Origin of the sequence: Variovorax paradoxus (assembly GCF_030811855.1) — a bacterium.
Taxonomy (GTDB): Bacteria; Pseudomonadota; Gammaproteobacteria; order Burkholderiales; family Burkholderiaceae_C; genus Variovorax; species Variovorax paradoxus_L.
This window is the reverse complement of sequence record NZ_JAUSRN010000005.1, coordinates 316230-339916: the sequence shown is the minus strand read 5'-3', so window position 1 is coordinate 339916 and position 23687 is coordinate 316230. Positions and strand designations below refer to the sequence as shown.

Here is a 23687-nt window from a genome sequence, read left to right as displayed (position 1 = left end):
CCGGCATTTGCGTTGAGAAGGGCTGAAAGAGCCCCAGGTTTTACAGGCCAGCCGCGGCGCGCAGCGCCGCTGCTTGCGTGGTCGCTTCCCAGGTGAACTCGGGCTCTTCGCGGCCGAAGTGGCCGTAGGCCGCGGTCTTCTGGTAGATCGGGCGCAGCAGGTCGAGCATCTGGATGATGCCCTTCGGACGCAGGTCGAAGAACTCGCGCACGAGTTCGGCGATCTTGCTGTCGGGGATCACGCCGGTGCCTTCGGTGTAGACCGTGATGTTCATCGGCTGGGCCACGCCGATCGCGTAGGCGACCTGGATCTGGCACTGGCGCGCCAGGCCGGCGGCCACGATGTTCTTGGCCACGTAGCGCGCGGCGTAGGCGGCCGAGCGGTCGACCTTGGACGGGTCCTTGCCCGAGAACGCGCCGCCGCCGTGCGGGCAGGCGCCGCCGTAGGTGTCGACGATGATCTTGCGGCCCGTGAGGCCGCAGTCGCCCTGTGGACCGCCGATGACGAAGCGGCCGGTCGGGTTGATCAGGTAGCGCGTGTCCTTGAGCCATTCTTTCGGCAGCACGGGCTTGATGATCTCCTCGATGATGGCTTCGTTGAACGAGGCCTTCATCTTGGTCGGCGTCTCGCTCTGGTCAGGGCTGTGCTGGGTGGAGAGCACCACGGTGTCGATGCTGTGCGGCTTGCCGTCCACGTAGCGCATCGTCACCTGGCTCTTGGCGTCCGGCCGCAGGAAGGGCAGGCGGCCGTCCTTGCGCAGCTGGGCCTGGCGCTCGACGAGGCGGTGCGCGTAGTAGATGGGCGCGGGCATCAGCTCGGGCGTTTCGTCGCAGGCGTAGCCGAACATCAGGCCCTGGTCGCCGGCGCCGGTGTTCAGGTGGTCGTCGGACGCATGGTCCACGCCCTGGGCGATGTCGTTGGACTGCTTGTCGTAGCAGACCATCACCGCGCAGCCCTTGTAGTCGATGCCGTAGTCAGTGTTGTCGTAGCCGATGCGCTTGATGGTGTCGCGCGCCACCTGGATGTAGTCGACGTGCGCGTTGGTGGTGATCTCGCCGGCGAGCACCACGAGGCCGGTGTTGGTCAGCGTTTCGGCGGCCACGCGGCTGCGCGGGTCCTGCTCGAAGATCGCGTCCAGGATGGCGTCCGAGATCTGGTCGGCGACCTTGTCGGGGTGGCCTTCGGAAACGGATTCGGAAGTGAAGAGGAAGTCGTTCGCCATTTTGTTCAAAGCTCCTTGAAGTGACTTGGCGCGTTGCCAACTCTGCGGAGCCCTGGCGAACGCTTTAGCAGATGCCGATGAATCGGCGGGGCACAATCGCATTTGCGCTTGTGTTTGTCGCCCTGCAAGTTGTTCCGTAACTCGGCGACAATTTGCATTCTATTCGAGCCGCGCCAATCCCGTGCGCGCGCGTCCTGGTATTCACACTCCCTGTCAGCCCATGGTCACCTTGTTCCGCCTGCTTGCCCGCGTACCGATGCCGTTGATGCATCGGCTCGGCGCGTTGCTGGGGTGGATCGTCTGGTGGTGCGCACCGGACTACCGCCGACGCTTCAAGGCCAATGCCGAAAGCGCGGGTGTCACCGCCGACCAATACCGCCCCGCCATCGCGGCCGCCGGCCAGATGGCTTCCGAGCTGCCGTGGCTCTGGCTTCGACCGCAGGGCGAAAGCGTGCTGCGGCGGGTGGTGCGGTGGGAAGGCACGGAAGCCTTCGAGGCCGCCATGCAGGCAAAGAAGGGTGTGATCCTGGTGGCACCGCACCTGGGCAGCTGGGAGATGTGCGGCCAGGCCATCGGCGAGCGCTTTCTCGAGACCTATGGCCCGATCACGGCGCTGTTTCGCCCCGCGCGCAAAAAGTGGATGGCTGACCTGATCGCCGCGGGCTCGCGCGACCGGCCCGGCCTGCAAACCCTGCCGACCAACAACACCGGCGTGCGCGGCCTCATCCGCACGCTTCGCAGCGGCGGCTACACCGGCATCCTGCCCGACCAGGTGCCGCCGCTGGGGCAGGGCGTGTGGGCTCCGTTTCTCGGCCGGCCGGCCTACACCATGACGCTGCTGCCGCGCCTCGCGCAGCAGACCGGCGCCGCCTGTTTCCTGAGCGTGTGCGAAAGGCTGCCGCGCGGTGAGGGCTACGTGATTCGATTCGAGCCCATCGTGGGCACGGCGCTCACCGATCCGGCCGCCCCCATCGAGGCCGCGGCTGCCGCCATGAACGACGCAATCGGCCGGCTGATTCTCAGCCTACCGGGGCAGTACGTGTGGGACTACGCGCGCTACAAGGAGCCGCGCGGCGACACCGTGGCGGCGACGCCGAGTGGGGAGCAGGCACGATGAGTTTCGGTTCCCGTATGGGCATCGGCTTCATGCGCGCGATTGCCCCGCTGCCGCTGCCATTGATCCGCGGTTTCGGTGCGGTGCTGGGGCGTGTGCTCCACACCATCGCCGTGCCGCGCCGCCGAGTGGTCGACACCAATCTTGCGGTGTGCTTTCCCCACAAATCCGAAGCTGAACGCCGCCGCATTGCGCGCGAGACCTTCGTCTATGTGGCGCAGTCGTGGCTCGACCGCAGCTGGCTTTGGCATGCGCCCGAAAAGGTGGTGGCCAGCCGGCTCAAGGTGGTGGGCGCCCCCCAGGAGATCGACGAGATCGCCAATGGCGACGAGCCGATGATTCTGTTCGCGCCGCATTTCTACGGCCTCGATGCCGCGGCCACGGCATTGACCATGCATACGCCGCGCCCTTCGGCAACCATCTACACGACCCAGCGCGATCCGATGGTCGACGAGTGGATTCGCGAAGGCCGCACGCGCTTCGGCAACGTGGCGGCGCTCAACCGCGTCGATGGCATCAAGCCGGTGCTCGGAGGCCTGCGCAAGGGTGGCCTCCTGTACCTGCTGCCGGACATGGACTTCGGCCGCGACCAGACTATCTTCGTGCCGTTCTATGGCGTGCAGGCCGCGACCGTGCCCTCGCTGTCGCGCTTTGCGCGGCTGGGCAAGGCCAAGGTGGTGCCGGTGGTCTCCAAGCTCACGCCGGAGGGCTACCAGATCGAAGTGCTGCCGGCCTGGCAGAACTTTCCGACCGACGACGTCGAAGCCGACACGGCGCTCATGAACCAGCGGCTGCAGGGCTACATCGACACCATGCCTTCGCAGTACTACTGGGTGCACCGCCGCTTCAAGACGCGTCCCGAGGGCGAGGCGCCCATCTACTGAGCCGTCCCGGAGAGGCGCCTCAGTGGCGCTGCAGGAAAGCTTCGATTTCGCGCGCCACCAACTGCGGCTGCTCGTGCACGATCCAGTGCGTGGCGTTGGGCACCTTCTTGATCTCGAGTTGGGGCACGTACTCTTCCAGGCCCTCGATCAGGCCGGGCAGCAGCGCTGCATCGTCGAGCGCCCAGAAGACGAAGGTCGGCACGTTCACTGTGAGCCTCTCACGCGGCAGCACCGGAATGCTGTCGATGCTCTGACCCGGCAATGGCGGCTTCATCGGCGTGACGCGGTAGAGATTGCAGGCGCCCGTGAGGCCCGCACTCCAGACTTCGCGGTACTGCTGCTTCACCTCTTCCGTGAGCCAGCCGAAACCTTCGGGCCCAGCCTTCATCAAGGTGAAGAAGGGCCACATGCGCTTGAAGTCGTCGGCCGAGAGCAGGGCCTCGGCATCGGGCCTCGCAAGAAAGTTCATGTAGGCGCTGGCTTGCTGCTGCGCCGGGTTGTTGCGCAACTCGCGCGTGAAGGTGCCGGGGTGCGGCGAATTGATGATGACCAGCCGGCCGACGTGCTCGGGAAAGGCATTGGCATAGCCCCAGCCGAAAGCGCCGCCCCAGTCGTGCGCCACCAGCGCGGCCATGGTGCCGTCGGCGCTTTCAGTGGCCGCCAACTGCTGGATGTCCTGGATCAGCAAGTGGGCCTTGTAGGCAGCCACGTCGGTCGGCGCGCTCGACTTCTCGAAGCCGCGAAGATTGGGCGCGACACAGCGGTAGCCGCCGTGCGCGGGGTCGGCAAAGTATTCGAGCAGTTCATCCCAGATGAACGCAGCCTCCGGAAAGCCATGCAGGAACACCATCAGCGGCCGGCCGGGCGTGCCAGTGGCCCGGCAGCTCAGCGTGGTTCCGTTGGGCAGGCTGCGCTGGAACGTCTCGATCATGCCTTTGTCTCCTTCGAATTTCGTCGCTATTGTTTTGATAGTGGATCACGCTGATGAAACGCCGGCGACCGGGCTTTTCCCTAGGTGTCTTCCGGCGCCGGCGGTTCCGCCTGCGGTGCTTCTGCCTTTTCGTCTTCGGTCGGATGCGCCCAGCGCCAGAGCAGCTCGGCGGCTTCGCCCACGCCCTGTTTCTTGAGGGCGGAAAACAGTTTCACCTCGCCGCCGCCGGCTTGCAGTCGCGTAATGGACAGCACCTTGGCGCCTTCGCTTCGGGTGAGCTTGTCGGACTTGGTCAGCAGCACCAGGAACTTGAGCCCCTGCTGCACGCGCGGGCGGATCACGTCGAGCAGGATCTCGTCGAGTTCGGTGAGGCCGTGGCGCGGGTCGCACATCAGCACCACGCCGCGCAGGTTTTCGCGCGTCATCAGGTAATTGCCCATGACGCGCTGCCAGCGCAGCTTGGCTTCCCTGGGCACCGCGGCATAGCCGTAGCCCGGCAGGTCGGCCAGCACGGCGTCGTCGACCTTCTGCTTGCCGACGCCGAACAGGTTGATGTGCTGGGTGCGGCCGGGCGTTTTGGAGGCGAAGGCCAGGCGAGTCTGCTGGGTGAGCGTGTTGATCGCGGTCGACTTGCCCGCGTTCGAGCGGCCGACGAAGGCGATCTCGGGCAGATCGAGAGGAGGCAAATGTTCCAGCTGCGGGGCGCTGGTCAGGAAGTGGGCGGTGTGCAGCCAGCCGAGCGCCGTGCGCTCGCGCTCGGCGACAAGGGGGTCCACGGCAGGGGTCGCGCGGGAGGAGGGTGCAGCGTGCTTGCGCGACGGGGAGATCATCAATGAGCTTTCGGAACGGGCTGCCATTGTAGAATCGCGGGGTTTTGCGCCAATAAATCGAGCCCCCGATATGAAGTTGTTTGCCAATTTTCTGCTTGCAGCCCTCATGGGTGTCGCAGCCAGCGCGAGCCTTGCGGCTGACGATCATGCCGCCGCACCGGCTGCTGCACCCGCAGCGGCCAAGCCGGCCAAGCCCGATCCCGCCAAGGGCGACGCGGTGTTCAATTCCGCTGTGCAGGCCTGTGCTTCCTGCCACAACGCGGACGGCAACTCGGCCATTGCGGCAAACCCGAAGTTGGCGCAGCAGCACCCCGAATACATCCTCAAGCAGCTGCAGGAATTCAAGTCCGGCAAGCGCAAGAGCCCGATCATGCAGCCCATGGCCGCCAAGCTGTCCGACGAGGACATGCGCAACATCGCCTGGTTCGTGGGTTCCAAGAAGGTCAAGACCGGCTTCTCCAAGGAGAAGGACCTCGTGGCGCTGGGCGAAAAGATCTACCGCGGCGGCATTGCCGATCGCCAGGTCCCGGCTTGCGCCGGCTGCCACAGCCCCAACGGCGCCGGCATGCCCGCGCAATACCCGCGCCTGGGCGGCCAGCATGCGGAGTACACGGTGGCACAGCTTGTTGCCTTCCGGGACAACGTGCGCCAGAACAGCGCGCCCATGACCGGCGTTGCGGCCAAGCTCAACGACCGCGAAATCAAGGCCGTCGCGGACTACATCGCCGGCCTGCGCTGACGCTCCCACGCACGCCCTCCGGCGTGAACTAACCGCCGATAACAAACCCAAACAAAGGGCGGGCCGATCCAGCTGGATGGCCCGCCCTTTGCTTTTTCCCTATTTCTCTCTTCCCCGCCTGCCGATGTCTGTCTCCACCCATGGCCTTCGCGTTCATCGCGGCCCGCACGCTCTTCGCGCCGCGGTGGAGCTGTTTTCGTCGATGCGGTTCGCGATTGCGCTGCTCACCGTCATTTGCATCGCATCGATCATTGGCACCGTGCTCAAGCAGCACGAGTCGATCAACAACTACGTCAATCAGTTCGGGCCGTTCTGGGCCGAGCTGTTCCGCGCGGCCAAGCTCGATTCGGTCTACAGCGCCTGGTGGTTCCTGCTGATCCTGCTGTTCCTGGTGATTAGCACTTCGCTTTGCATTGCGCGCAACACGCCGCGCATCTTTGTGGACCTGAAGACCTTCAAGGAAGGGATTCGCGCCCAGAGCCTCAAGGCTTTCGGGCAACGCGCTGAAACCCAACTCGACGAAGCGCCCGCAGCGGCTGCCAACCGCATCGGCCAGCTGCTGGTGAGCGGCGGCTGGAAGGTCAAGCTGCAGCAGCGCGAAGCCGTGAACGGACATTCCGATGCGGGCTGGATGGTCGCTGCGCGCGCGGGCGGAGCCCACAAGCTCGGCTACATCGCCGCCCACAGCGCCATCGTGCTGGTGTGCATCGGCGGACTGCTCGACGGCGATCTGGTGGTCCGCGCCCAGACCTGGTTCAACGGCAAGAGCGTGTTCACCGGCGGCGGCATGATTGCCGACGTGCCGCCCCAGCACCGGCTGTCGCCCCGCAACCCGACCTTCCGCGGCAACATCCTGGTGCCCGAAGGCGGGCAGGGCAGCGTGGCCATCTTGCAGCAAAGCGACGGCGTGCTGCTGCAGGAGCTGCCGTTCTCCATCGAACTCAAGAAATTCATCGTCGACTACTACTCGACCGGCATGCCCAAGCTTTTTGCGAGCGAGGTGGTGTTGCATGACCGCGAGACCGGCGCGCAGGTGCCGGCGCGCATCGAGGTGAACCATCCCGCCAGCTACAAGGGCGTGGAAATCTACCAGTCGAGCTTCGACGACGGCGGCTCCAAGGTGAAGCTCAAGGCCGTGCCGATGGCGGCCGCGGCCAAGCCCTTCGAGGTCGAGGGCGTCATCGGTGGACCGAACACCGAAATCACCAACGGCAAGGAAAAGCTCACGCTCGAATATGCCGCGCTGCGGGTGATCAACGTCGAGAACTTTGCCGATGGCGGCGCCATGGGCAGCGGCGCCGACGTGCGCAAGGTCGACCTGCGCCACGACATCGAATCGCGCCTGGGCGCTGCCAACAAGACCAGCAAGCCGAAGGTGCTGCGCAACATCGGCCCGAGCATCGGCTACAAGCTGCGCGATGCCGCGGGCCAGGCGCGCGAATATCAAAACTACATGGTGCCGGTCGACACCGGCGACGGGCAGCCCGTGTTCCTGCTCGGCATGCGCGAGAAGCCCGAGGAGCCATTCCGCTACTTGCGCGTACCGGCGGACGACCAGGGCTCCATGGACAGCTTCGTGCGCATGCGCACCGCGCTGGCCGATGCCGATACCCGCACCCGCGCGGTCGAGCGCTACATCGCCAAGGCCGTGGATCCAAAGCGTCCCGAAATGGCCGAGCAATTGCGCGTGTCGGCGGCGCGCGCACTGGCATTGTTCGCCGGCAGCGAGCGCGCCAAGGCCGACGCCGCCACCAAGGGCGGCTGGCAGGCGATTGCGGAATTCATGGAAGCCAACGTGCCTGAAGCTGAGCGCGAACGTGCCGGCGCGGTGCTGGTGCGCATCCTCAATGACGTGCTGTTCGAAGTGCTCAACCTGAGCCGCGAGGGCGCCGGCTTGTCCGCACTGCCAAGCGACCAGAAGTCGCAGGCTTTCCTGACCCAGGCGGTGCTGGCCATCAGCGACGCGTACTTCTACCCCGCGCCGGTCGCCATGATGATGACCGATTTCACCCAGGTGCAGGCCAGCGTGTTCCAGGTGGCGCGCGCGCCCGGCAAGAACGTGGTCTATCTGGGCTGCCTGTTGCTGATCGTCGGCATTTTTGCCATGCTGTACGTGCGCGAACGCCGGCTCTGGGTGTGGCTCACACCCAATGGCGCGAGCTCCGGAGACAACACCACTGCCGCGACGATGGCGTTCTCGGTCAACCGCAAGACCATGGACAGCGATCGCGAGTTCGAGCACCTCAAGCACAAGCTGCTTGCGCTCAAGAAAGAAGGACAGGCCACGCCATGAACACCACCACCCTCACGCTCCACGAAAGCTGGTTTTCCCGCCGCAATCTTTTCGACTGGGTGTTTGCTGCGCTGGTGCTGGCAGGCGGCCTGTTTGCCTTTGCCCGGTATGCGGGCTCGATGGACTACTACGAGAAGCCCATCCTTGGCGCGGCCATGGTCTCGATCATCGCCATCGGCTGGTTCTGGCGCCCGCTGCGGGTGCTGGCCATCGTGGTCGCCGCGGCCGCGCTGCTGGCCATCGTGTCCTACCAAGGCGACCTGGCGCGCGCAGACACGGTGTTCTGGCTCAAGTACTTCCTGTCGAGCCAGTCGGCCATTCTCTGGATGAGCGTGCTGTTCTTCATGAGCACGCTGTTCTACTGGTTTGGTTTCTTCGGCGGCAAGCAGGGCGACACCTTCGACATGATCGGCTCCCGCCTCGCCTGGGCCGCCGTTGCCATGGCACTGACCGGCACCATGGTGCGCTGGTACGAGAGCCACCTGCTCGGACCGGACATCGGCCACATTCCCGTCAGCAACCTGTATGAAGTCTTCGTGCTTTTCTGCTGGCTCACGACGGCCTTCTATCTTTACTTCGAATCGCGCTACGGTACGCGCACGCTCGGCGCCTTCGTCATGCTGGTGGTGAGCGCGGCGGTCGGCTTTTTGCTCTGGTACACGCTGGTGCGCAATGCGCACGAAATACAGCCGCTGGTGCCCGCGCTGCAGAGCTGGTGGATGAAGCTTCACGTCCCGGCCAATTTCATCGGCTACGGCACCTTCGCGCTCGCGGCCATGGTGGCCTTCGCCTACCTCATCAAGGAGCAGGCAGAAGAGACGCGCTGGTACAAGCTCACGCCGATATGGCTGCTGGGCGTGGCGCTGTGCTTCGTGCCGGTGGCATTCCGCCAGCGAGTGCAGGAGGCCGGCGGCAGCTACTGGGTGATCTATGCCGGCATCTCCGCGCTCATCGCCGCGGGCATCCTGCTCGGGCGCAAGCGCATTGCCGCGCGGCTGCCCGCCAACGAGGTGCTCGACGACGTGATGTACAAGTCGATCACGGTCGGCTTCGCCTTCTTCACCATTGCGACCGTGCTCGGCGCCCTGTGGGCGGCTGATGCCTGGGGCGGCTACTGGAGCTGGGACCCGAAGGAAACCTGGGCCCTGATCGTCTGGCTCAACTACGCGGCGTGGCTGCACATGCGGCTGGTCAAGGGCCTTCGCGGCACAGTGGCCGCATGGTGGGCGCTGGGAGGCCTGGCCGTGACCACCTTTGCGTTCCTGGGTGTGAACATGTTCCTGAGTGGGCTGCACAGCTACGGTACCTTGTAGTGCGGGCGGCCACCTTTTCGCGAAGAATTGAAACCACGCGCCGCCATTGCGCGTAACCGAATCAGGGAATTGCACGAACTACCCTGAGCACAACGATTCACGCGAAAGGCCACCACCATGTCGTTCCATCCCCGCCTGCAGGGTCGCAACAGCGGTTTCATTCATCCGCTCTCGAGCGAGATCACGCCGCGCGCCGTCTACGAGGGCCGGCGCGACCTGCTGAAGCTGATGGCCGGCGGCGCGGCGGGCGCTGCGCTCGCGAGCTTTGCCGGCCGGGAGGCCTTTGCCCAGACCACGGGTCCTCACAAGTTGGCGCTGCTTCCGGGCGCCAAGTCTGCCGTGCCGGGTGCGCAGACGATGGAAAAGCTCACCGAATACAAGGACGCGACGAGCTACAACAATTTCTACGAGTTCGGCACCGACAAGGGCGATCCGGTCAAGAACGCCGGCACGCTCAAGACGCGTCCTTGGACCGTGGAAGTCGAAGGACTGGTCAAGAAGCCCGGCAAGTACGGCATTGAAGACCTGCTGAAGCTCAGCGCGCAGGAAGAGCGCATCTACCGCCTGCGCTGCGTCGAAGGCTGGTCCATGGTTATCCCGTGGGTGGGCTACTCGCTGGCCGAACTCATCAAGAAGGTCGAGCCGCAGGGCAACGCCAAGTACGTGGAATTCGTGACCCTGGCCGATCCCAAGACCATGCCCTTCGTCGGTTCGCGCGTGCTCGAATGGCCCTACACCGAAGGCCTGCGCATGGACGAAGCCATGCATCCGCTCACGCTGCTTGCTTTCGGCATGTACGGCGAAGTGCTGCCCAACCAGAACGGCGCGCCGGTGCGCCTCGTGGTGCCCTGGAAGTACGGTTTCAAGTCGGCCAAGTCGATCGTGAAGATCCGCTTCGTCGAAAAGGAGCCGAGCACGGCCTGGAACAAGGCTGCGGCGCAGGAATACGGCTTCTATTCGAACGTCAACCCGAACGTCGACCACCCGCGCTGGAGCCAGGCGACCGAGCGCCGCATCGGCGATGGCGGCGGCCTCTTTGCCAAGCGCAACAAGACGCTGATGTTCAACGGCTATGAAGCCCAGGTCGGCCAGCTCTATGCGGGCATGGACCTGAAGAAGAACTACTGAGCCCGCACCGCCAACCGGCCCTTGCCCCATGAACAAGCTGCTCATGCATCCGGCGGCCAAGCCGGTCATTTTTCTGTTGTGCCTGTTGCCGTTCGCGCGGCTGACCTATGGCGCATTCACCGACGGGCTGGGCGCCAACCCGGCCGAATTCCTGATTCGCGCCACCGGCGACTGGACCTTGCGCTTCATCTGCATCGTGCTGGCCGTGACGCCGCTGCGAGTGATTACCAAGGCCAATGCGCTCGCGCGCTTTCGCCGCATGCTGGGGCTGTTCGCCTACTTCTACGTGGTGCTGCACCTGCTGTGCTACAGCTGGTTCGACATGGGCTTCGAGTGGGCCGACATCGCCAAGGACATCGCCAAGCGGCCGTTCATCCTGGTGGGGTTCTCGGCCTTCGTGCTGCTGACGCCGCTGGCCGCCACCTCGTTCAACCGCGCCATCAAGGCGATGGGCGCCAAACGCTGGCAGATGCTGCACAAGTTGGTCTACGTGATCTCCGGCCTCGGTTTGCTGCACTTTTTCTGGATGCGCGCAGGCAAGAACAACTTTGCCGAGGTGTTCGTCTACGCCGCGATCATCGCGGTGCTGCTCGGCTGGCGCGTGTGGAACTACGCGAACAAGCGCAAGCCAAAAGCGTCCGCAGGTGTGCGCGGCGGCAGCGAGAAGCCGCTGCGCAGCGCCAGCTGACCTGCGCGCGTCAGCCCTCGACCTGCTCGCTGCGCAGCTGGTCTTCCATCGTCTCGCGACGACGGATCAGCGTGGCGCGCTGGCCGCTCACCAGCACTTCGGCGGCACGGCCCCGCGTGTTGTAGTTGCTGGACATGCTCATGCAGTAGGCACCCGCGGACAGCACCGCCAGCAGGTCGCCGGCGGCCACGTTGAGCGCACGGTCGCGGCCGATCCAATCGCCGCTTTCGCACACCGGCCCGACCACGTCGTAGATGATTTCGTTGCCGGGGCGAACGCGCACCGGCACGATCTTCTGGAATGCCTGGTACATGGCCGGCCGGGGCAGGTCGTTCATGGCCGCGTCGACGATGCAGAAATTCTTGTCTTCGCCGGGCTTGGTAAAAAGTACCTCGGTCACGCACACGCCCGCATTGCCGACCAGCGAACGGCCGGGTTCGATCACGAGCTTGCGCTGCCCGAAGCCGCGCGCATCGAGCCGCGCGAGCAGCTGCTGCCAGAGCGCATCGGCCTTGGGTGGCACTTCGCCGTTGTAGTCGATGCCCAGACCGCCGCCGAAATCCAGGTGATGGATCGGCACGCCGGCCGCCTCGATGGCCTCGACCAAATCGAGTATTCGGTCGCACGCGTCCAGATAGGGCGAGGCTTCGGTGATCTGCGAGCCGATATGGCAGTCGATGCCGACCACATCGAGGCCCGGCAGCCTGGCTGCATGGCGATAGGCCTCGACCGCGCGGTCATGGGCAATGCCGAACTTGTTGCCCTTGAGGCCGGTGGAAATATAGGGGTGCGTCTTCGGATCGACGTTCGGATTGATGCGGATGCTGATAGGCGCGCGGCGCCCTTCGGCCAAGGCCACTTCATTGAGAACGTCGAGTTCGGCTTCGCTCTCCACGTTGAAGCAGGCAATGCCGGCCACAAGGGCCTGGCGCATCTCGGCGCGCGTCTTGCCCACGCCAGAGAAGATGATCTTGGCCGGATCGGCGCCCACTGCCAGCACGCGCGCCAGTTCGCCGCCCGACACGATGTCGAAGCCGCAGCCGGCCTCGGCAAACACGCGCAGCACGCCCAGCGATGAATTTGCCTTCATCGCGTAGCAGATGAGCGCGTCGCGGCCCTCGAAGCCGCGCTGGTAGGCGGCCAATGCGTCCAACATCCATTGCTTCGAATAGACGAACAGCGGCGTGCCGTGTTCGCGCGCGAGCGCATCCAGGCGGAGCCCTTCGACGTGGAGCGAGTCGTCGCGCAGCGCGATATGCGGATGTCCGGGGAGAGAAGCGTTCGTCATTGCTTGGGCGCTCCCGTGCCGGTGGTGGCGCCGGCGGCCGGCGCTGGAGCGCTGCTGGCGGCAGCAGGCTTGGGCGCTGCGGCGTCCGCGTCGGAACTGGCGCGAGGCCCGCCCGGCGTGAGCAGCTGCGGCAAGGTGGCGCGCTGGGCGGCTGCCGGATCGGTCGGAAGAAAGAGCGGCCCGCGCTGCCCGCAGGCAGCCAAACCGCCCGCTGCGGCAGCGAGGCAGACCATGAGCGCAGCGCGGCTGGGGGCGCTCACTAGAATTTGACGAACATTCAACATAGCGAAATTGTAATGACCGACTCCGAATACATGGACCGCGCCGAAGCGGCGCTCGCCGCCATCGAGCGTGGCTGCGACCGCATCAACGACGCGACCGATGCCGATATCGACAACCAGCGCGTCGGCGGGATGATCACGATTTCATTCAAGAACGGCAGTCAGTTGATCGTGAATCTGCAGAAGCCCCTGCAGGAGATCTGGCTTGCCGCGCGCTCTGGCGGCTATCACTACCGCTACGACGGCAAGGCCTGGGTCGACACCAAAACGGGCGAGGAGTTCTTCGGCAATCTGTCGCGCGAAGCGAGTCTGCAGGCCGGGCAGCCGCTGGAGTTTGCGGCTGCCTGACCCGCCGTTTTCTTTCAGTTCCTGAAGAGGTCGAGGATCCGATTGCGTTCTTCCGGCGGCGGGGGCGGGCTCACCGGAACGCCGCTCAGAGACTCCGCCGGCTGAGCGGCCGCGCTGTCCACGCCCAGGCTGGCAACGCCGCGGCCGGGTGCGTAGTCGTCGTAGTACCACTCGCCGCCCACGCTCACGACGCCCTGCGGCGGCGTGGCCGACAGTTCGGTCACGGGCACGCCCTTGATCGCCGTCTCCATGAAGTTGATCCAGATCGGCAGGCTCAGGCCGCCGCCGGTCTCGCGGTCGCCAAGGTTGCGCGGCGTGTCGTAGCCAATCCACGAGATCGCCGTCATCGTCGGCTGGAAGCCCGCGAACCAGGCGTCCAGCGAGTCGTTGGTGGTGCCGGTCTTGCCGTAGAGATCGGTCCGCTTCAGCATGGCCTGGGCCTTGGCCGCAGTGCCGGCGCGCGTCACGGATTGCAGCAGCGTGTCCATGATGAAGGCATTGCGCTGGGGAATGGCGCGGATCGTCTCGTTGAGCAGCGGCGGCTGCTTGTCGACCAGCACCTTGTCCTTGTGGTCGGTGATGCGGGTCACCAGATACGGGTTGACGCGGTAGCCGCCATTGGCGAATACCGAATAGCCCACGGCCATCTGCATCGGCGTGACCGAACCCGCGCCCAGCGCCATCGGCAGGTAGGCCGGGTGCTTGTCTTTATCGAAGCCGAAATTGGTGATCCAGTCTTGCGCGTAGCGCGTGCCGATCGATTGCAGGATGCGGATCGACACGAGGTTCTTCGACTTCATCAGCGCGGTGCGCATCGACATGGGACCGTCGTAGCCGCCGCCGTAGTTCTTGGGTTCCCAGGGCTGGCCGCCGGTGGTGCCGGCATCGAAAAAGAGCGGGCCGTCGTTGATGACCGTGGACGGCGTGAAGCCCTTCTCGAGCGCCGCCGAGTAGATGAACGGCTTGAAGCTCGAACCCGGCTGGCGCCAGGCCTGCGTGACGTGGTTGAACTTGTTCTTGCCGAAATCGAACCCACCCACCAGCGCCTTGATGGCGCCGTCGCGCGGGTCCATGGCGACAAATGCGCCTTCCACCTCGGGCAGCTGAGTGATTTCCCAGGTGTTCTTGGGCGTCTTGACCACGCGGATCACCGCACCGCGGCGGATCTTGATGTTGGGCGGCGCCTTGTCGGAAAGGCCGGACTGCGCGGGCTTGAGGCCCTCGCCCGTGATCTGCACCGGGTCGCCGTTGCCGCGCACGGCCGTGATTTCCTTGGCGTTGGCCTTGAGCACCACGGCCGCCATCACGTCGCCGTTGTCCGGGTGGTCGGTCAGCGCGTCGTCCACCGCTTCGTCGAGATCCTTGGGATCGTTCGGCAGATCGACGAACTTTTCGGGGCCGCGGTAGATCTGGCGCCGCTCGTAATCCATGATGCCCTTGCGCAGCGCCTTGTATGCGGCGGCCTGGTCGGCGGCCACCAGCGAGGTGTAGACCTTGAGCCCCCGGGTGTAGGTGCTGTCGCCGTATTGGGCATACATCAGTTGGCGCACGGTTTCGGCCACGTACTCGGCATGCAGCCGGTTCGGATCGGCCGCGTCGCGCAGATGCAGCTCTTCCTTCTTGGCCTCGGCTGCCTGCTCGGCGGTGATGAAGCCCGCTTCCTGCATCCGGTCGATCACGTAGAACTGGCGCCCGCGCGCCCGTTGCGGATTGTTGACCGGGTTGTTTGCGCCGGGTGCCTTCGGAAGGCCCGCCAGCATGGCTGCCTGCGCAATGGAGAGTTCTTGCAGGGGCTTGCCGAAATAGGCTTCGGATGCGGCGGCAAAGCCGTAGGCGCGGTTGCCCAGGTAGATCTGGTTCAGGTAGATCTCGAAGATCTGGTCCTTGGTGAGCAGGTGCTCCAGCTTGAAAGTGAGCAGCACCTCGTAGATCTTGCGCGTCAGCGTTTTTTCCGAGCTCAGGTAGACGTTGCGCGCCACCTGCATGGTGATGGTCGACGCGCCCTGGCTCTTCACGCGGTTCATGTTGGCCAGGCCCGCGCGCACCATGCCTTTGTAGTCGACGCCGCCATGGTCATAGAAGCGGGTGTCTTCAGCGGCCAACACCGCCTCCTTCACCAGCTTGGGGATTGCCGCGATCGGGGTTAGATTGCGGCGCTCTTCGCCGAATTCTCCAATCAGGATGCCTTCGGCGGAGAACACCCGCAGCGGCAGCTTCGGACGATAGTCCGACAGCTCCGAGATGTCAGGAAGATTGGGGTAGGCAACCGCGAGGGCAACCGCGATCACGCACAGAACCGCCAAAACGCTGGCTGCGACGATGCCGGCTCCCCATACCGTGAAGCGCAACAGCCATTTCAGCCAGGCTGGTCGTGAGGGGGGAGAGGTCTTGGCTGGCCCTTTGGGGCGTGAAGTTTCTTGCATGTGGGCCCGGAGAGTCACCGCACATTATAAAAAGCCGCCCCCTTGCCGCGGGACGAACTTAGGTGCATCGTTGCGGGCTAAACCAAAAGTTACTGAATGTGGCGTCAACGTCAGCTTTTGACAACGTTCCTCGGGTTTGCCGACCCGGGTTGCTTGGTTGCCGCAACGCCTGCTGCTAGCATGCAACCGAACGCACTTTTTTCCAATAGTTACAAATGCAGGGGTAAAGGGACCTAACTTGGCTGCTTTCGGATCATTGTTTCGCCGTCAGAACGCTCCCATGCTCGGCTTGGACGTCAGTTCGTCCAGCGTCAAGCTGGTCGAGCTCGGCCGTGACGCCAGCGGCAAGCTGGTTCTGGAGCGCTGTGCGATCGAGCCCCTGGAGCGGGGCTGGATCACCGACGGCAATGTCGAAAAATTCGACGAAGTGGCCGAAGCCGTTCGCCGCGTGGTGCGCAAAAGCGGCACCCGCACGCGCAACGTGGCGCTGGCACTGCCCCCTTCGGCCGTCATTACCAAGAAGATCATTCTTCCTGGCGGCATGAGCGAGCAGGAACTCGAAATCCAGGTCGAGTCCGAAGCCAACCAGTACATCCCCTTTTCGCTGGACGAAGTCAGCCTCGACTTCTGCGTGACCGGCCAGAGCACAGCCTCTGCCGGCGACGTTGAAGTGCTGATTGCCGCTTCGCGCAAGGAAAAGGTCCAGGACCGCGAGGGCCTGGCCGAAGCGGCCGGCCTGAAGGCGGTGATCCTCGACGTCGAGTCCTATGCCTCCCGCCTTGCAACTGCTCGCCTGATCGAGCAATTGCCGGGCAAGGGCGTCGATGCCGTCGTCGCGCTTTTCGAAGTGGGTGCTTTCACCACCAGCATGCAGGTGCTGCGCAACCAGGAAGTGCTGTACGACCGCGATCAGGCCTTTGGCGGCGCGCAGCTCACCCAACTGATCGTGCGCCAGTATGGTTTTTCCGCCGAAGAGGCCGAAGCCAAGAAGCGCAGCGGCGATCTGCCCGATGACTACGGCTCGGGCGTTTTGAAGCCGTTCGTGGAAAGCATTGCGCAGGAAATCGCGCGTGCACTGCAATTCTTTTTCACCAGCACGCCCCACAACCGCGTGGACTACGTGCTGCTTGCGGGCGGCTCGGCCTCGCTGCCCAGCCTGACCAGTGCCGTCACGCGGCAGACCTCGTTTGCTTGCTCGCTCGTGAATCCCTTCGACGGCATGGAACTGAGCTCCAACATCCGCGAGAAGAAGGTCCGGCGTGAAGCGCCTTCCTATCTGACCTCCTGCGGTCTGGCCATGCGGAGGTTCGTGCAGTGATCCTCATCAATTTGCTTCCGCACCGCGAGGCCGCACGAAAGCGGCGCCGCGAGGCGTTCTACGGCACGCTCGGCGCTGCCGCGGTCCTGGGCGTACTGATCGCCGGCCTGGCCTTTCTGTGGTTCGAGGCCCAGATCTCGGCGCAGCAAGCGAAGAACAATTTCCTCAAGACTGAAATCACCAAGCTCGACGCCGAGATCAAGGAGATCTCGACGCTGCAGCAGGAAATCGCGGCCCTGCGAGCACGACAGCAGGCGGTCGAGGACCTTCAAGGCGACCGCAACCTGCCCGTGCACCTGCTCAACGAACTGGTTCGGCAGCTGCCCGACGGCGTTTATCTCACCAGCATGAAGCAGGACAACCAGACGGTCACGCTGCAAGGCATGGCGCAGTCGAACGAGCGCGTGTCGGAACTGCTGCGCAACCTGGGCAACAACAGTCCCTGGCTGGTCAAGCCCGAACTGGTCGAAATCACTTCGGCGACGGTGAACCTGAGCCAGCGCGATCAGCGCCGGGTGGCGAACTTCACGATGCGCATTGGCCTGAAGCGGCCGACCGACGCGCAGAAGGCCGCGGCCGACAAGGCGCTGGCCGCAGCGCAGCAGGTCAAGGGGTAACGGATCATGGCAAGCAATCGCCCCTCCCAGAAGCTCGACGTCGGCGCCGCACTGCGCGGCCTCGGCGACCAGTTCCGCAACCTGAACATGAACGACCCGGCCAGTTGGCCGCCGGTGCCACGCTACGTGCTGTGCCTGGCGGTGACCGCGCTGGTGCTGGTCGGTCTGTGGTTCGTATGGCTGACCAATTCGAACGACGAGCTCGAGAGCGAGCGCGCCAAGGAAGTCTCCCTGCGCGCCGACTACCAGAAGAAGGTGGCCTTGGCCGCCAATCTCGACCTGCTGAAGAAGCAGCGCGAGCAGGTGCAGCAGTACGTGACGCTGCTCGAGAAGCAGCTGCCCAGCAAGGCAGAAATGGACGCATTGCTGTCGGACATCAACCAGGCCGGCCTTGGGCGCAGCCTGCAGTTCGAGCTGTTCCGCCCGGGACAGGTTTCGGTGAAGGACTACTACGCGGAACTGCCGATCGCCGTGCGCGTGACCGGCCGGTACCACGACATCGGCTCCTTTGCGGCCGACATCGCGAGCCTGTCGCGCATCGTGACGCTGAACAACCTCACGATCACGCCGCAAAAAGACAAGGAAGGCACCCTGACGATGGATGCCACGGCCCGCACCTACCGCTATCTCGATGACGAAGAGCGGGCGGCCCAGAAACGCGCCGCGGCGCCAAAGGCGAAGAAATGAGGACGACCGCCAAACTCCTGTGGCTGGCCGCGGCCGCCCTGGGCCTGAGCGCCTGCGCCGACTCGGAGCAGGAAGACCTGCGCCGCTGGATGGTCGAGCAACGCGCCCAGGTCAAGCCCAACGTGCCGCCGATCACGGAGCCCAAGAAATTCACGCCCCAGGCCTATACCGAGGGGGCGGCGTTCGAGCCGTTCAACCTGCTGAAGCTGACCCAGGCGCTGCGCCGCGATTCGAACCAGCCCAGCACGTCGGAACTGATCGCCCCTGAACTGGTGCGCCGCAAGGAGGCGCTCGAAGCGTTCCCGCTCGACGCCATGGCCATGGTGGGCAGCATGAACCGCAACGGCCAGCCCGTGGCGCTGGTCCGGGTCGACAAGCTGCTCTACAAGGTGCGGGTCGGAGAGTACCTGGGGCTCAACTACGGGCGCATCACCCGTATCAACGAAACCGAAGTCGCCTTGCGTGAAATCGTGCAAGACGCCGCCGGTGAATGGATCGAACGCGTGGCGACATTGCAGCTGCAAGAGAGTGCGAAGAAATGAATCACAAAAAATCAACGATGGCACAGCGGCTGCGAGCCGCCGGGCTGGGTCTCTTGGCATTTGGCGCGTTTGCGATTGCCCATGCGCAAAACGCTATCGAAGCGGTGACCAGTTCGACGCAATCCGGCGCCGAGGTGATCCGCATCGACCTCGCGCAGCCGCTCACGGCCGTGCCGACCGGTTTTGCCGTTCAGACGCCGGCGCGCATCGCGCTTGATTTTCCGGGCGTGACAAACGCCATCGGCCGTTCCGCCATCGAGGTGAACCAGGGCAACCTGCGTTCCGTCAACGTGGTTCAAGCCGGCGAACGCAGCCGCGTGGTGCTGAACCTCAAGCAGGCAACCGCGTACAAGACCGAGATCCAGGGCAAGTCGCTGCTGGTGATCCTCGAACCGGTGGCAGGCACGGCCCTGGCTTCGTCCACACCCAACGTCTTTGCGGAAAACCGCAACCGCGACACCCTGCCGCTGCGCGACGTCGACTTCCGCCTGGGTGCCGACAACACCGGCCGCGTGATCGTCGATCTGCCGAACAACCAGGTAGGCGTCGATGTGCGCCAGCAGGGTAAGAACCTCGTCGTGGAGTTCACCAAGTCGACCCTGCCGGAGGGGCTTCGCCGCCGCCTCGACGTGGCCGACTTCAATACGCCGGTCCAGCTGATCACTTCGCAACAGTCGGGCGACCGCGTGCGCATGACGATCGAGGCCAAGGGCGACTGGGAGCACAGCGCCTACCAGAGCGAAAACCAGTTCGTGGTCGAAGTCCGCGCCCGCAAGGTGGACCCGGCCAAGTTGACGCAGGGCGTGGGCTACAACGGCGAGAAGCTCTCGCTGAACTTCCAGAACATTGAAATTCGCTCGCTGCTGCAGGTGATTGCCGACTTCACGAACTTCAACATCGTGACTTCCGACTCGGTCACCGGCTCGCTGACGCTGCGGCTGAAGGACGTGCCCTGGGACCAGGCGCTCGACATCATCATGCAGGCGAAGAACCTGGGCATGCGCAAGAACGGCAGCGTGCTGTGGATCGCGCCCAAGGATGAAATCAACGCCAAGGAAAAGCTCGATTTCGAGGCCAAGGCCGCAATCGAGAACCTGGAGCCGGTGCGCACCCAGTCGTTCCAGCTCAACTACACCAAGGCGATTGCCATTGCGCAAGGCCTGACCGGAACCGGCGCCTCGGGCGGCGGGGGCGGTGGTGGCTCCACCACCCGCATCCTGAGCCCGCGCGGCAGCGTGATCGCGGAGGCGCGCACCAACCAGCTGTTCGTGTCGGACATCCCCTCGCGCCTGGCGCAAGTGGCCGACCTGATCCAGAAGCTCGACATCCCTGTTCGCCAAGTGCTGATCGAAGCCCGGATCGTGGAAGCGTCCGACACCTTCGGCAAGTCGCTGGGCGTGCGGCTGGGCGGCGGCATTGCCGGCGAGCGCTTCGCTTCGTCGTCGGGAAACCGCGCCTTTGCCAACCTGGGCATGATGCCGACGGTGACCTCGGGTACGAGCGGCAACGCCGCCACCACCACCTGGACCAACTCCAACTTCATCAACCTGCCCTCGGGTGATGCCGGCGGCACGGGCAACTCGCCAGGCACCTTCGCGATCTCGCTTTTCAATTCGAGCTTCTCGCGCATGCTGAACCTCGAAATCTCGGCGCTCGAGGCCGACGGCAAGGGCAAGCTGGTGTCCAGCCCGCGCGTCATCACCGCCGACCAGACCAAGGCGCTCATCGAGCAGGGTGAAGAAATTCCCTACCAGCAGGCCACGTCGAGCGGTGCAACCTCGATTTCGTTCCGCAAGGCGGTGCTGAAGCTCGAAGTCACCCCGCAGATTACGCCCGAAGGCAACATCATCCTCACGCTGGACGTGAGCAAGGATGCCCGCGGCGTTAACACCTCGGCAGGTCCGGCCATCAACACCAAGCACGTTCAGACCGAAGTGCTGGTCGAGAACGGCGGCACGGTCGTCATCGGTGGTATCTTCGAACTCACCGAAACCAATGACGAATCGCGCGTGCCGGTGCTGGGTGAAGTGCCCTACCTGGGTGCATTGTTCCGCAAGCGCGAACGCGTTGCCAACAAGACCGAAATGCTCGTCTTTATCACTCCGAAGATGATTACCGACCGCAACGCCGCGCGCTGACGCGCGGGCGTAGCAGCCACCGCGTGGCGGTCGCACTCGTCGGGTTGCCCGGCGCCGGCAAATCCGCAGTGGGCCGGCGCTTGGGCGTACGCCTGGACCTTCCGTTCGTCGATACCGACCATGTCATCGAGCAGCGCATCGGCTGCTCGATCCGCGATTACTTCGACCGCGAAGGCGAAACCGCCTTCCGCGACCTCGAAGAGTCGGTCATCGCCGACCTTGCCGCGAATGCCCACGGGGTGCTGGCCACTGGCGGCGGCGCCGTCCTGCGGGCGGCCAACCGCAAGCAGCTGCGGGATCACTTCCATGTGATCTATCTGCGATCCTCCCCCGAAGACCTGTTCCGACGTCTGCGTCACGACGTCAAGCGGCCCCTTCTGCAGGTGGCCGATCCGCTCGGGCGCTTGCGCGAACTCCACGATGCGCGCGATCTGCTGTACCGCGAGACGGCCCACGACGTGGTCGACACCGGGCGCCCTTCGATCGCCATGCTGGTCAACATCATCGTGATGCAGCTCGAGCTTGCCGGCATCGTTGCGCCGGGATCCCGGCCGGAAGAACCCACGCCCTGAGCGGGCCGGGCCGCAGCGCCTAAACTCGCTGCCATGTCATTGCCCGCACCTTCCGCACCGCCCGAACGCGTCGATATCCAGCTCGGCGAGCGCAGCTATCCGATTCTTATCGGCACCGGCCTGTTGGACGATCCCCAGAGCTTTGCCGCGGCTCCCGCCGCCGCCAGCGCGCTGATCGTCAGCAACACCACCGTGGCGCCGCTTTATGCCAAGGCTCTGCGCACTGCGCTGGCCGGCGGCTTCCGCACCGTGCACATGCTCGAGTTGCCCGACGGCGAAGTGCACAAGAACCTGCAGACGCTGAACCTGATCTTCGACGCCCTGCTCGGCCACGGCAGCGACCGAAAGACGGTGCTGTTTGCACTGGGCGGCGGCGTGGTGGGCGACATGACCGGCTTCGCCGCCGCCAGCTACATGCGCGGCGTGCCTTTCGTGCAGGTGCCGACCACGCTGCTGGCCCAGGTCGACTCCTCGGTGGGCGGCAAGACCGCCATCAACCACCCGCTGGGCAAGAACATGATCGGCGCGTTCTACCAGCCACAGCTCGTCGTGTGTGACCTGGGCACGCTGCAGACACTGCCGCCGCGGGAGCTGAGCGCAGGCCTGGCTGAAGTCATCAAGTACGGCCCCATCTACGACATGGCATTCTTCGACTGGATCGAGGCGAATGTCGAGGCGCTGGTGGCGCGCGACCCGGCCGCGCTGGCGCACGCCGTCAAGCGCAGCTGCGAGATCAAGGCGCTGGTCGTCGGAGAGGACGAGCGCGAGACCGGTCTGCGCGCCATCCTCAACTTCGGCCACACCTTCGGCCACGCCATCGAGTCGGGCCTTGGCTATGGCGAATGGCTGCACGGCGAAGCGGTCGGCTGCGGCATGGTCATGGCGGCGCACCTGTCGCAGCGGCTGGGCGGGGTGGACGCAGCGTTCGTCGAGCGGCTCACGCGGCTGATCGACCGCGCCGGCCTGCCCACCGTCGGCCCTGCGCTGGGCGCGGACCGATACCTTGAATTGATGCGGGTCGACAAGAAATCCGAAGCGGGCGAAATCCGCTTCGTGGTGATCGACAAGCCGGGCTCGGCCGCGGTCAGCAGCGCGCCCGATGCGCTCGTGCGCGAAGTGCTCGCACAGTGCTGCCGCGCGGAGTGAGTTCGGCGCCCAGGGTGCATCGATGAATCTTGCGGCCTATGCCTGCCACCCTGCGCAGTCTCGCGGGAGGCGCCATGCCGAGCCGCCGGCGCCCACGCGCGATGCCTTCCAACGCGACCGCGACCGTATCGTGCATTCCACGGCATTTCGGCGGCTGGTCTACAAGACCCAGGTCTTCCTGAACCATGAGGGCGACCTGTTCCGCACGCGGCTCACGCATTCGCTCGAAGTCGCGCAGCTGGGCCGCTCCATTGCGCGGGCCTTGCGCATCAACGAAGACCTGGTCGAAGCGATTGCGCTTGCGCACGATCTTGGCCACACGCCGTTCGGCCATGCGGGACAAGACACGCTCAATGCCTGCATGCAAGACCATGGCGGTTTCGAGCACAACCTGCAAAGCCTGCGCGTGGTCGACGCTCTGGAGCTGCGCTACCCGCAATACGACGGCCTGAACCTCAGCTTCGAGACCCGTGAAGGCATCCTCAAGCATTGCTCCCGCGCCAACGCGGAGCACCTGGAAGCCGCCGAACCCAACGGCGTGGCGCGGCGCTTTCTCGACCGCACGCAGCCGGGACTCGAAGCGCAGCTGTGCAACCTGGCCGACGCGATCGCCTACAACGCGCACGACATCGACGATGGCGTGCGTTCAGGGCTCATCAGCGTGGAGCAACTCGGCGAGGTGGAACTGTTCGAGCGCTACCGCCGCGAGGCGCTCGCCGAATATCCGCACCTGGAGGGGCGGCGCGTGCTCTACGAGACGATCCGTCGAATGCTGAGCGCCCAGGTCTATGACGTGATCGACGCTACCCGCGCGGCAATCGAAACGGCCAAGCCGGCCGATGCGGACGACGCACGGAACTCGCCGCCGCTCGTGGCCTTCAGCGTCACCATGCAGGCGCAGTCCAACGCGCTCAAGGGCTTTCTGTTTCGCAACCTCTACCGGCATCCGCAGGTCGCGCAGACCACCGATCAGGCGCAGCAGGTGGTGCGGGAGCTGTTCGAGGCCTACCTCGAGCGCCCCGGCGAAATGCCTGCCGCCTATGCCGGGCGCCGCGACCGGTACCGTTCAGTCGCCGACTACATCGCCGGCATGACAGACCGCTTTGCGATGCGCGAGCATGAGCGGCTGACCGGCCGGCGGGGCATCGCATGAACGCCTCCGGCCGTTCGGAAGGCGCAGCGCGC

General features: G+C 64.9%; 22 protein-coding genes. 16 read left to right on the top strand and 6 right to left on the bottom strand.

The genetic code is table 11. The features are described from left to right. Positions 1-40: 40 nt before the first annotated feature. Positions 41-1222, bottom strand: a complete 1182-nt coding sequence (metK, locus tag J2X92_RS13020) for a methionine adenosyltransferase (RefSeq protein ID WP_145740980.1) — start codon at positions 1220-1222, stop codon at positions 41-43. 220 nt (positions 1223-1442) lie between these two features. Between metK and J2X92_RS13015 the strand changes: the two genes are divergently transcribed. Together J2X92_RS13015 and J2X92_RS13010 are read left to right on the top strand one after the other, a co-directional pair. Continuing rightward, positions 1443-2339: a lysophospholipid acyltransferase family protein gene (locus tag J2X92_RS13015; RefSeq protein ID WP_307576238.1), complete on the top strand. Its 897-nt coding sequence runs from the start codon at positions 1443-1445 to the stop codon at positions 2337-2339. Next, positions 2336-3220: an LpxL/LpxP family acyltransferase gene (locus J2X92_RS13010; protein ID WP_307576237.1), complete on the top strand. Its 885-nt coding sequence runs from the start codon at positions 2336-2338 to the stop codon at positions 3218-3220. Before J2X92_RS13015 ends, J2X92_RS13010 begins: the two co-directional genes overlap by 4 nt. A 19-nt stretch (positions 3221-3239) precedes the next feature. On the opposite strand, the gene J2X92_RS13005 is transcribed toward J2X92_RS13010, so the two are convergent. Together J2X92_RS13005 and yihA are read right to left on the bottom strand one after the other, a co-directional pair. Then, positions 3240-4151: an alpha/beta fold hydrolase gene (locus J2X92_RS13005; RefSeq protein ID WP_307576235.1), complete on the bottom strand. Its 912-nt coding sequence runs from the start codon at positions 4149-4151 to the stop codon at positions 3240-3242. A gap of 80 nt (positions 4152-4231) precedes the next feature. Next, complete coding sequence (yihA, locus tag J2X92_RS13000) at positions 4232-4981, bottom strand: ribosome biogenesis GTP-binding protein YihA/YsxC (protein WP_307576233.1); 750 nt, start codon at positions 4979-4981, stop codon at positions 4232-4234. A 70-nt stretch (positions 4982-5051) separates the two neighbouring features. Here yihA and J2X92_RS12995 point away from each other — a divergent pair, with 70 nt between their 5' ends. The 5 genes from J2X92_RS12995 to J2X92_RS12975 all read left to right on the top strand — a co-directional run bounded on the left by J2X92_RS12995 (position 5052) and on the right by J2X92_RS12975 (position 11142). Then, a complete protein-coding gene (locus tag J2X92_RS12995; RefSeq protein WP_307576231.1) occupies positions 5052-5720 on the top strand; it encodes a c-type cytochrome in 669 nt (222 codons plus the stop codon). Positions 5721-5844: 124 nt separating this feature from the next. Beyond that, positions 5845-8013 (top strand): cytochrome c biogenesis protein ResB, encoded by a 2169-nt coding sequence (locus J2X92_RS12990; protein WP_307576230.1) that lies wholly within the window; start codon positions 5845-5847, stop codon positions 8011-8013. After that, a complete protein-coding gene (ccsB, locus tag J2X92_RS12985; protein WP_307576228.1) occupies positions 8010-9326 on the top strand; it encodes a c-type cytochrome biogenesis protein CcsB in 1317 nt (438 codons plus the stop codon). The genes J2X92_RS12990 and ccsB overlap by 4 nt, the downstream gene beginning before the upstream one ends. A gap of 117 nt (positions 9327-9443) precedes the next feature. Further along, the gene (gene msrP / locus J2X92_RS12980) at positions 9444-10454 is read left to right on the top strand and encodes a protein-methionine-sulfoxide reductase catalytic subunit MsrP (protein ID WP_307576226.1); all 1011 of its coding nucleotides are present in this window, start codon (positions 9444-9446) and stop codon (positions 10452-10454) included. A gap of 28 nt (positions 10455-10482) precedes the next feature. Further along, positions 10483-11142: a sulfite oxidase heme-binding subunit YedZ gene (locus J2X92_RS12975; protein WP_307576225.1), complete on the top strand. Its 660-nt coding sequence runs from the start codon at positions 10483-10485 to the stop codon at positions 11140-11142. Between the two features lie 10 nt (positions 11143-11152). Here J2X92_RS12975 and lysA read toward each other — a convergent pair whose 3' ends face one another. Next, positions 11153-12430, bottom strand: coding sequence for a diaminopimelate decarboxylase (gene lysA / locus J2X92_RS12970; RefSeq protein WP_307576224.1), 1278 nt, complete (start codon positions 12428-12430; stop codon positions 11153-11155). Further along, complete coding sequence (gene lptM / locus J2X92_RS12965; protein WP_307576222.1) at positions 12427-12690, bottom strand: LPS translocon maturation chaperone LptM; 264 nt, start codon at positions 12688-12690, stop codon at positions 12427-12429. Before lptM ends, lysA begins: the two co-directional genes overlap by 4 nt. 36 nt (positions 12691-12726) lie before the next feature. Here lptM and cyaY point away from each other — a divergent pair, with 36 nt between their 5' ends. After that, a complete protein-coding gene (gene cyaY, locus J2X92_RS12960) occupies positions 12727-13059 on the top strand; it encodes an iron donor protein CyaY (RefSeq protein ID WP_307576220.1) in 333 nt (110 codons plus the stop codon). 14 nt (positions 13060-13073) lie between these two features. On the opposite strand, the gene J2X92_RS12955 is transcribed toward cyaY, so the two are convergent. Continuing rightward, positions 13074-15482: a penicillin-binding protein 1A gene (locus J2X92_RS12955; protein ID WP_307576218.1), complete on the bottom strand. Its 2409-nt coding sequence runs from the start codon at positions 15480-15482 to the stop codon at positions 13074-13076. Positions 15483-15720: 238 nt separating this feature from the next. Between J2X92_RS12955 and J2X92_RS12950 the strand changes: the two genes are divergently transcribed. From J2X92_RS12950 to J2X92_RS12915, 8 genes are read left to right on the top strand one after another with little or no spacing between them, the layout of a single operon-like run. Further along, a complete protein-coding gene (locus J2X92_RS12950; protein ID WP_307576216.1) occupies positions 15721-16800 on the top strand; it encodes a pilus assembly protein PilM in 1080 nt (359 codons plus the stop codon). Beyond that, positions 16797-17417: a PilN domain-containing protein gene (locus tag J2X92_RS12945; RefSeq protein WP_307576215.1), complete on the top strand. Its 621-nt coding sequence runs from the start codon at positions 16797-16799 to the stop codon at positions 17415-17417. The genes J2X92_RS12950 and J2X92_RS12945 overlap by 4 nt, the downstream gene beginning before the upstream one ends. Before the next feature lie 6 nt (positions 17418-17423). Next, positions 17424-18104 carry a type 4a pilus biogenesis protein PilO gene (locus tag J2X92_RS12940; RefSeq protein ID WP_307576214.1) on the top strand — a complete coding sequence of 227 codons (681 nt, stop codon included), beginning with the start codon at positions 17424-17426 and terminating at the stop codon, positions 18102-18104. Then, positions 18101-18646, top strand: coding sequence for a pilus assembly protein PilP (locus J2X92_RS12935; RefSeq protein WP_307576212.1), 546 nt, complete (start codon positions 18101-18103; stop codon positions 18644-18646). The genes J2X92_RS12940 and J2X92_RS12935 overlap by 4 nt, the downstream gene beginning before the upstream one ends. Beyond that, positions 18643-20784, top strand: a complete 2142-nt coding sequence (gene pilQ / locus J2X92_RS12930) for a type IV pilus secretin PilQ (RefSeq protein WP_307576210.1) — start codon at positions 18643-18645, stop codon at positions 20782-20784. Before J2X92_RS12935 ends, pilQ begins: the two co-directional genes overlap by 4 nt. Positions 20785-20807: 23 nt before the next feature. Further along, positions 20808-21356 carry a shikimate kinase gene (locus J2X92_RS12925; RefSeq protein ID WP_307576209.1) on the top strand — a complete coding sequence of 183 codons (549 nt, stop codon included), beginning with the start codon at positions 20808-20810 and terminating at the stop codon, positions 21354-21356. 33 nt (positions 21357-21389) lie between these two features. Further along, positions 21390-22502: a 3-dehydroquinate synthase gene (aroB, locus tag J2X92_RS12920; protein WP_307576208.1), complete on the top strand. Its 1113-nt coding sequence runs from the start codon at positions 21390-21392 to the stop codon at positions 22500-22502. A gap of 22 nt (positions 22503-22524) precedes the next feature. After that, positions 22525-23655: a deoxyguanosinetriphosphate triphosphohydrolase gene (locus J2X92_RS12915; RefSeq protein WP_307576207.1), complete on the top strand. Its 1131-nt coding sequence runs from the start codon at positions 22525-22527 to the stop codon at positions 23653-23655. Positions 23656-23687 lie beyond the last annotated feature (32 nt).

Excerpts from the sequence above, each read along its gene's own strand:
- cyaY (WP_307576220.1), top strand. The coding sequence starts at position 12,727 with ATGACCGACTCCGAATACATGGACCGCGCCGAAGCGGCGCTCGCCGCC.
- J2X92_RS13005 (WP_307576235.1), bottom strand. The coding sequence starts at position 4,151 with ATGATCGAGACGTTCCAGCGCAGCCTGCCCAACGGAACCACGCTGAGC.
- J2X92_RS12935 (WP_307576212.1), top strand. The coding sequence starts at position 18,101 with ATGAGGACGACCGCCAAACTCCTGTGGCTGGCCGCGGCCGCCCTGGGC.
- J2X92_RS12955 (WP_307576218.1), bottom strand. The coding sequence starts at position 15,482 with ATGCAAGAAACTTCACGCCCCAAAGGGCCAGCCAAGACCTCTCCCCCC.
- J2X92_RS12940 (WP_307576214.1), top strand. The coding sequence starts at position 17,424 with ATGGCAAGCAATCGCCCCTCCCAGAAGCTCGACGTCGGCGCCGCACTG.
- metK (WP_145740980.1), bottom strand. The coding sequence starts at position 1,222 with ATGGCGAACGACTTCCTCTTCACTTCCGAATCCGTTTCCGAAGGCCAC.
- lysA (WP_307576224.1), bottom strand. The coding sequence starts at position 12,430 with ATGACGAACGCTTCTCTCCCCGGACATCCGCATATCGCGCTGCGCGAC.
- J2X92_RS12975 (WP_307576225.1), top strand. The coding sequence starts at position 10,483 with ATGAACAAGCTGCTCATGCATCCGGCGGCCAAGCCGGTCATTTTTCTG.
- J2X92_RS12990 (WP_307576230.1), top strand. The coding sequence starts at position 5,845 with ATGTCTGTCTCCACCCATGGCCTTCGCGTTCATCGCGGCCCGCACGCT.
- J2X92_RS12915 (WP_307576207.1), top strand. The coding sequence starts at position 22,525 with ATGAATCTTGCGGCCTATGCCTGCCACCCTGCGCAGTCTCGCGGGAGG.
- ccsB (WP_307576228.1), top strand. The coding sequence starts at position 8,010 with ATGAACACCACCACCCTCACGCTCCACGAAAGCTGGTTTTCCCGCCGC.
- pilQ (WP_307576210.1), top strand. The coding sequence starts at position 18,643 with ATGAATCACAAAAAATCAACGATGGCACAGCGGCTGCGAGCCGCCGGG.
- J2X92_RS12995 (WP_307576231.1), top strand. The coding sequence starts at position 5,052 with ATGAAGTTGTTTGCCAATTTTCTGCTTGCAGCCCTCATGGGTGTCGCA.
- J2X92_RS13010 (WP_307576237.1), top strand. The coding sequence starts at position 2,336 with ATGAGTTTCGGTTCCCGTATGGGCATCGGCTTCATGCGCGCGATTGCC.
- aroB (WP_307576208.1), top strand. The coding sequence starts at position 21,390 with ATGTCATTGCCCGCACCTTCCGCACCGCCCGAACGCGTCGATATCCAG.
- yihA (WP_307576233.1), bottom strand. The coding sequence starts at position 4,981 with ATGATCTCCCCGTCGCGCAAGCACGCTGCACCCTCCTCCCGCGCGACC.
- msrP (WP_307576226.1), top strand. The coding sequence starts at position 9,444 with ATGTCGTTCCATCCCCGCCTGCAGGGTCGCAACAGCGGTTTCATTCAT.
- J2X92_RS13015 (WP_307576238.1), top strand. The coding sequence starts at position 1,443 with ATGGTCACCTTGTTCCGCCTGCTTGCCCGCGTACCGATGCCGTTGATG.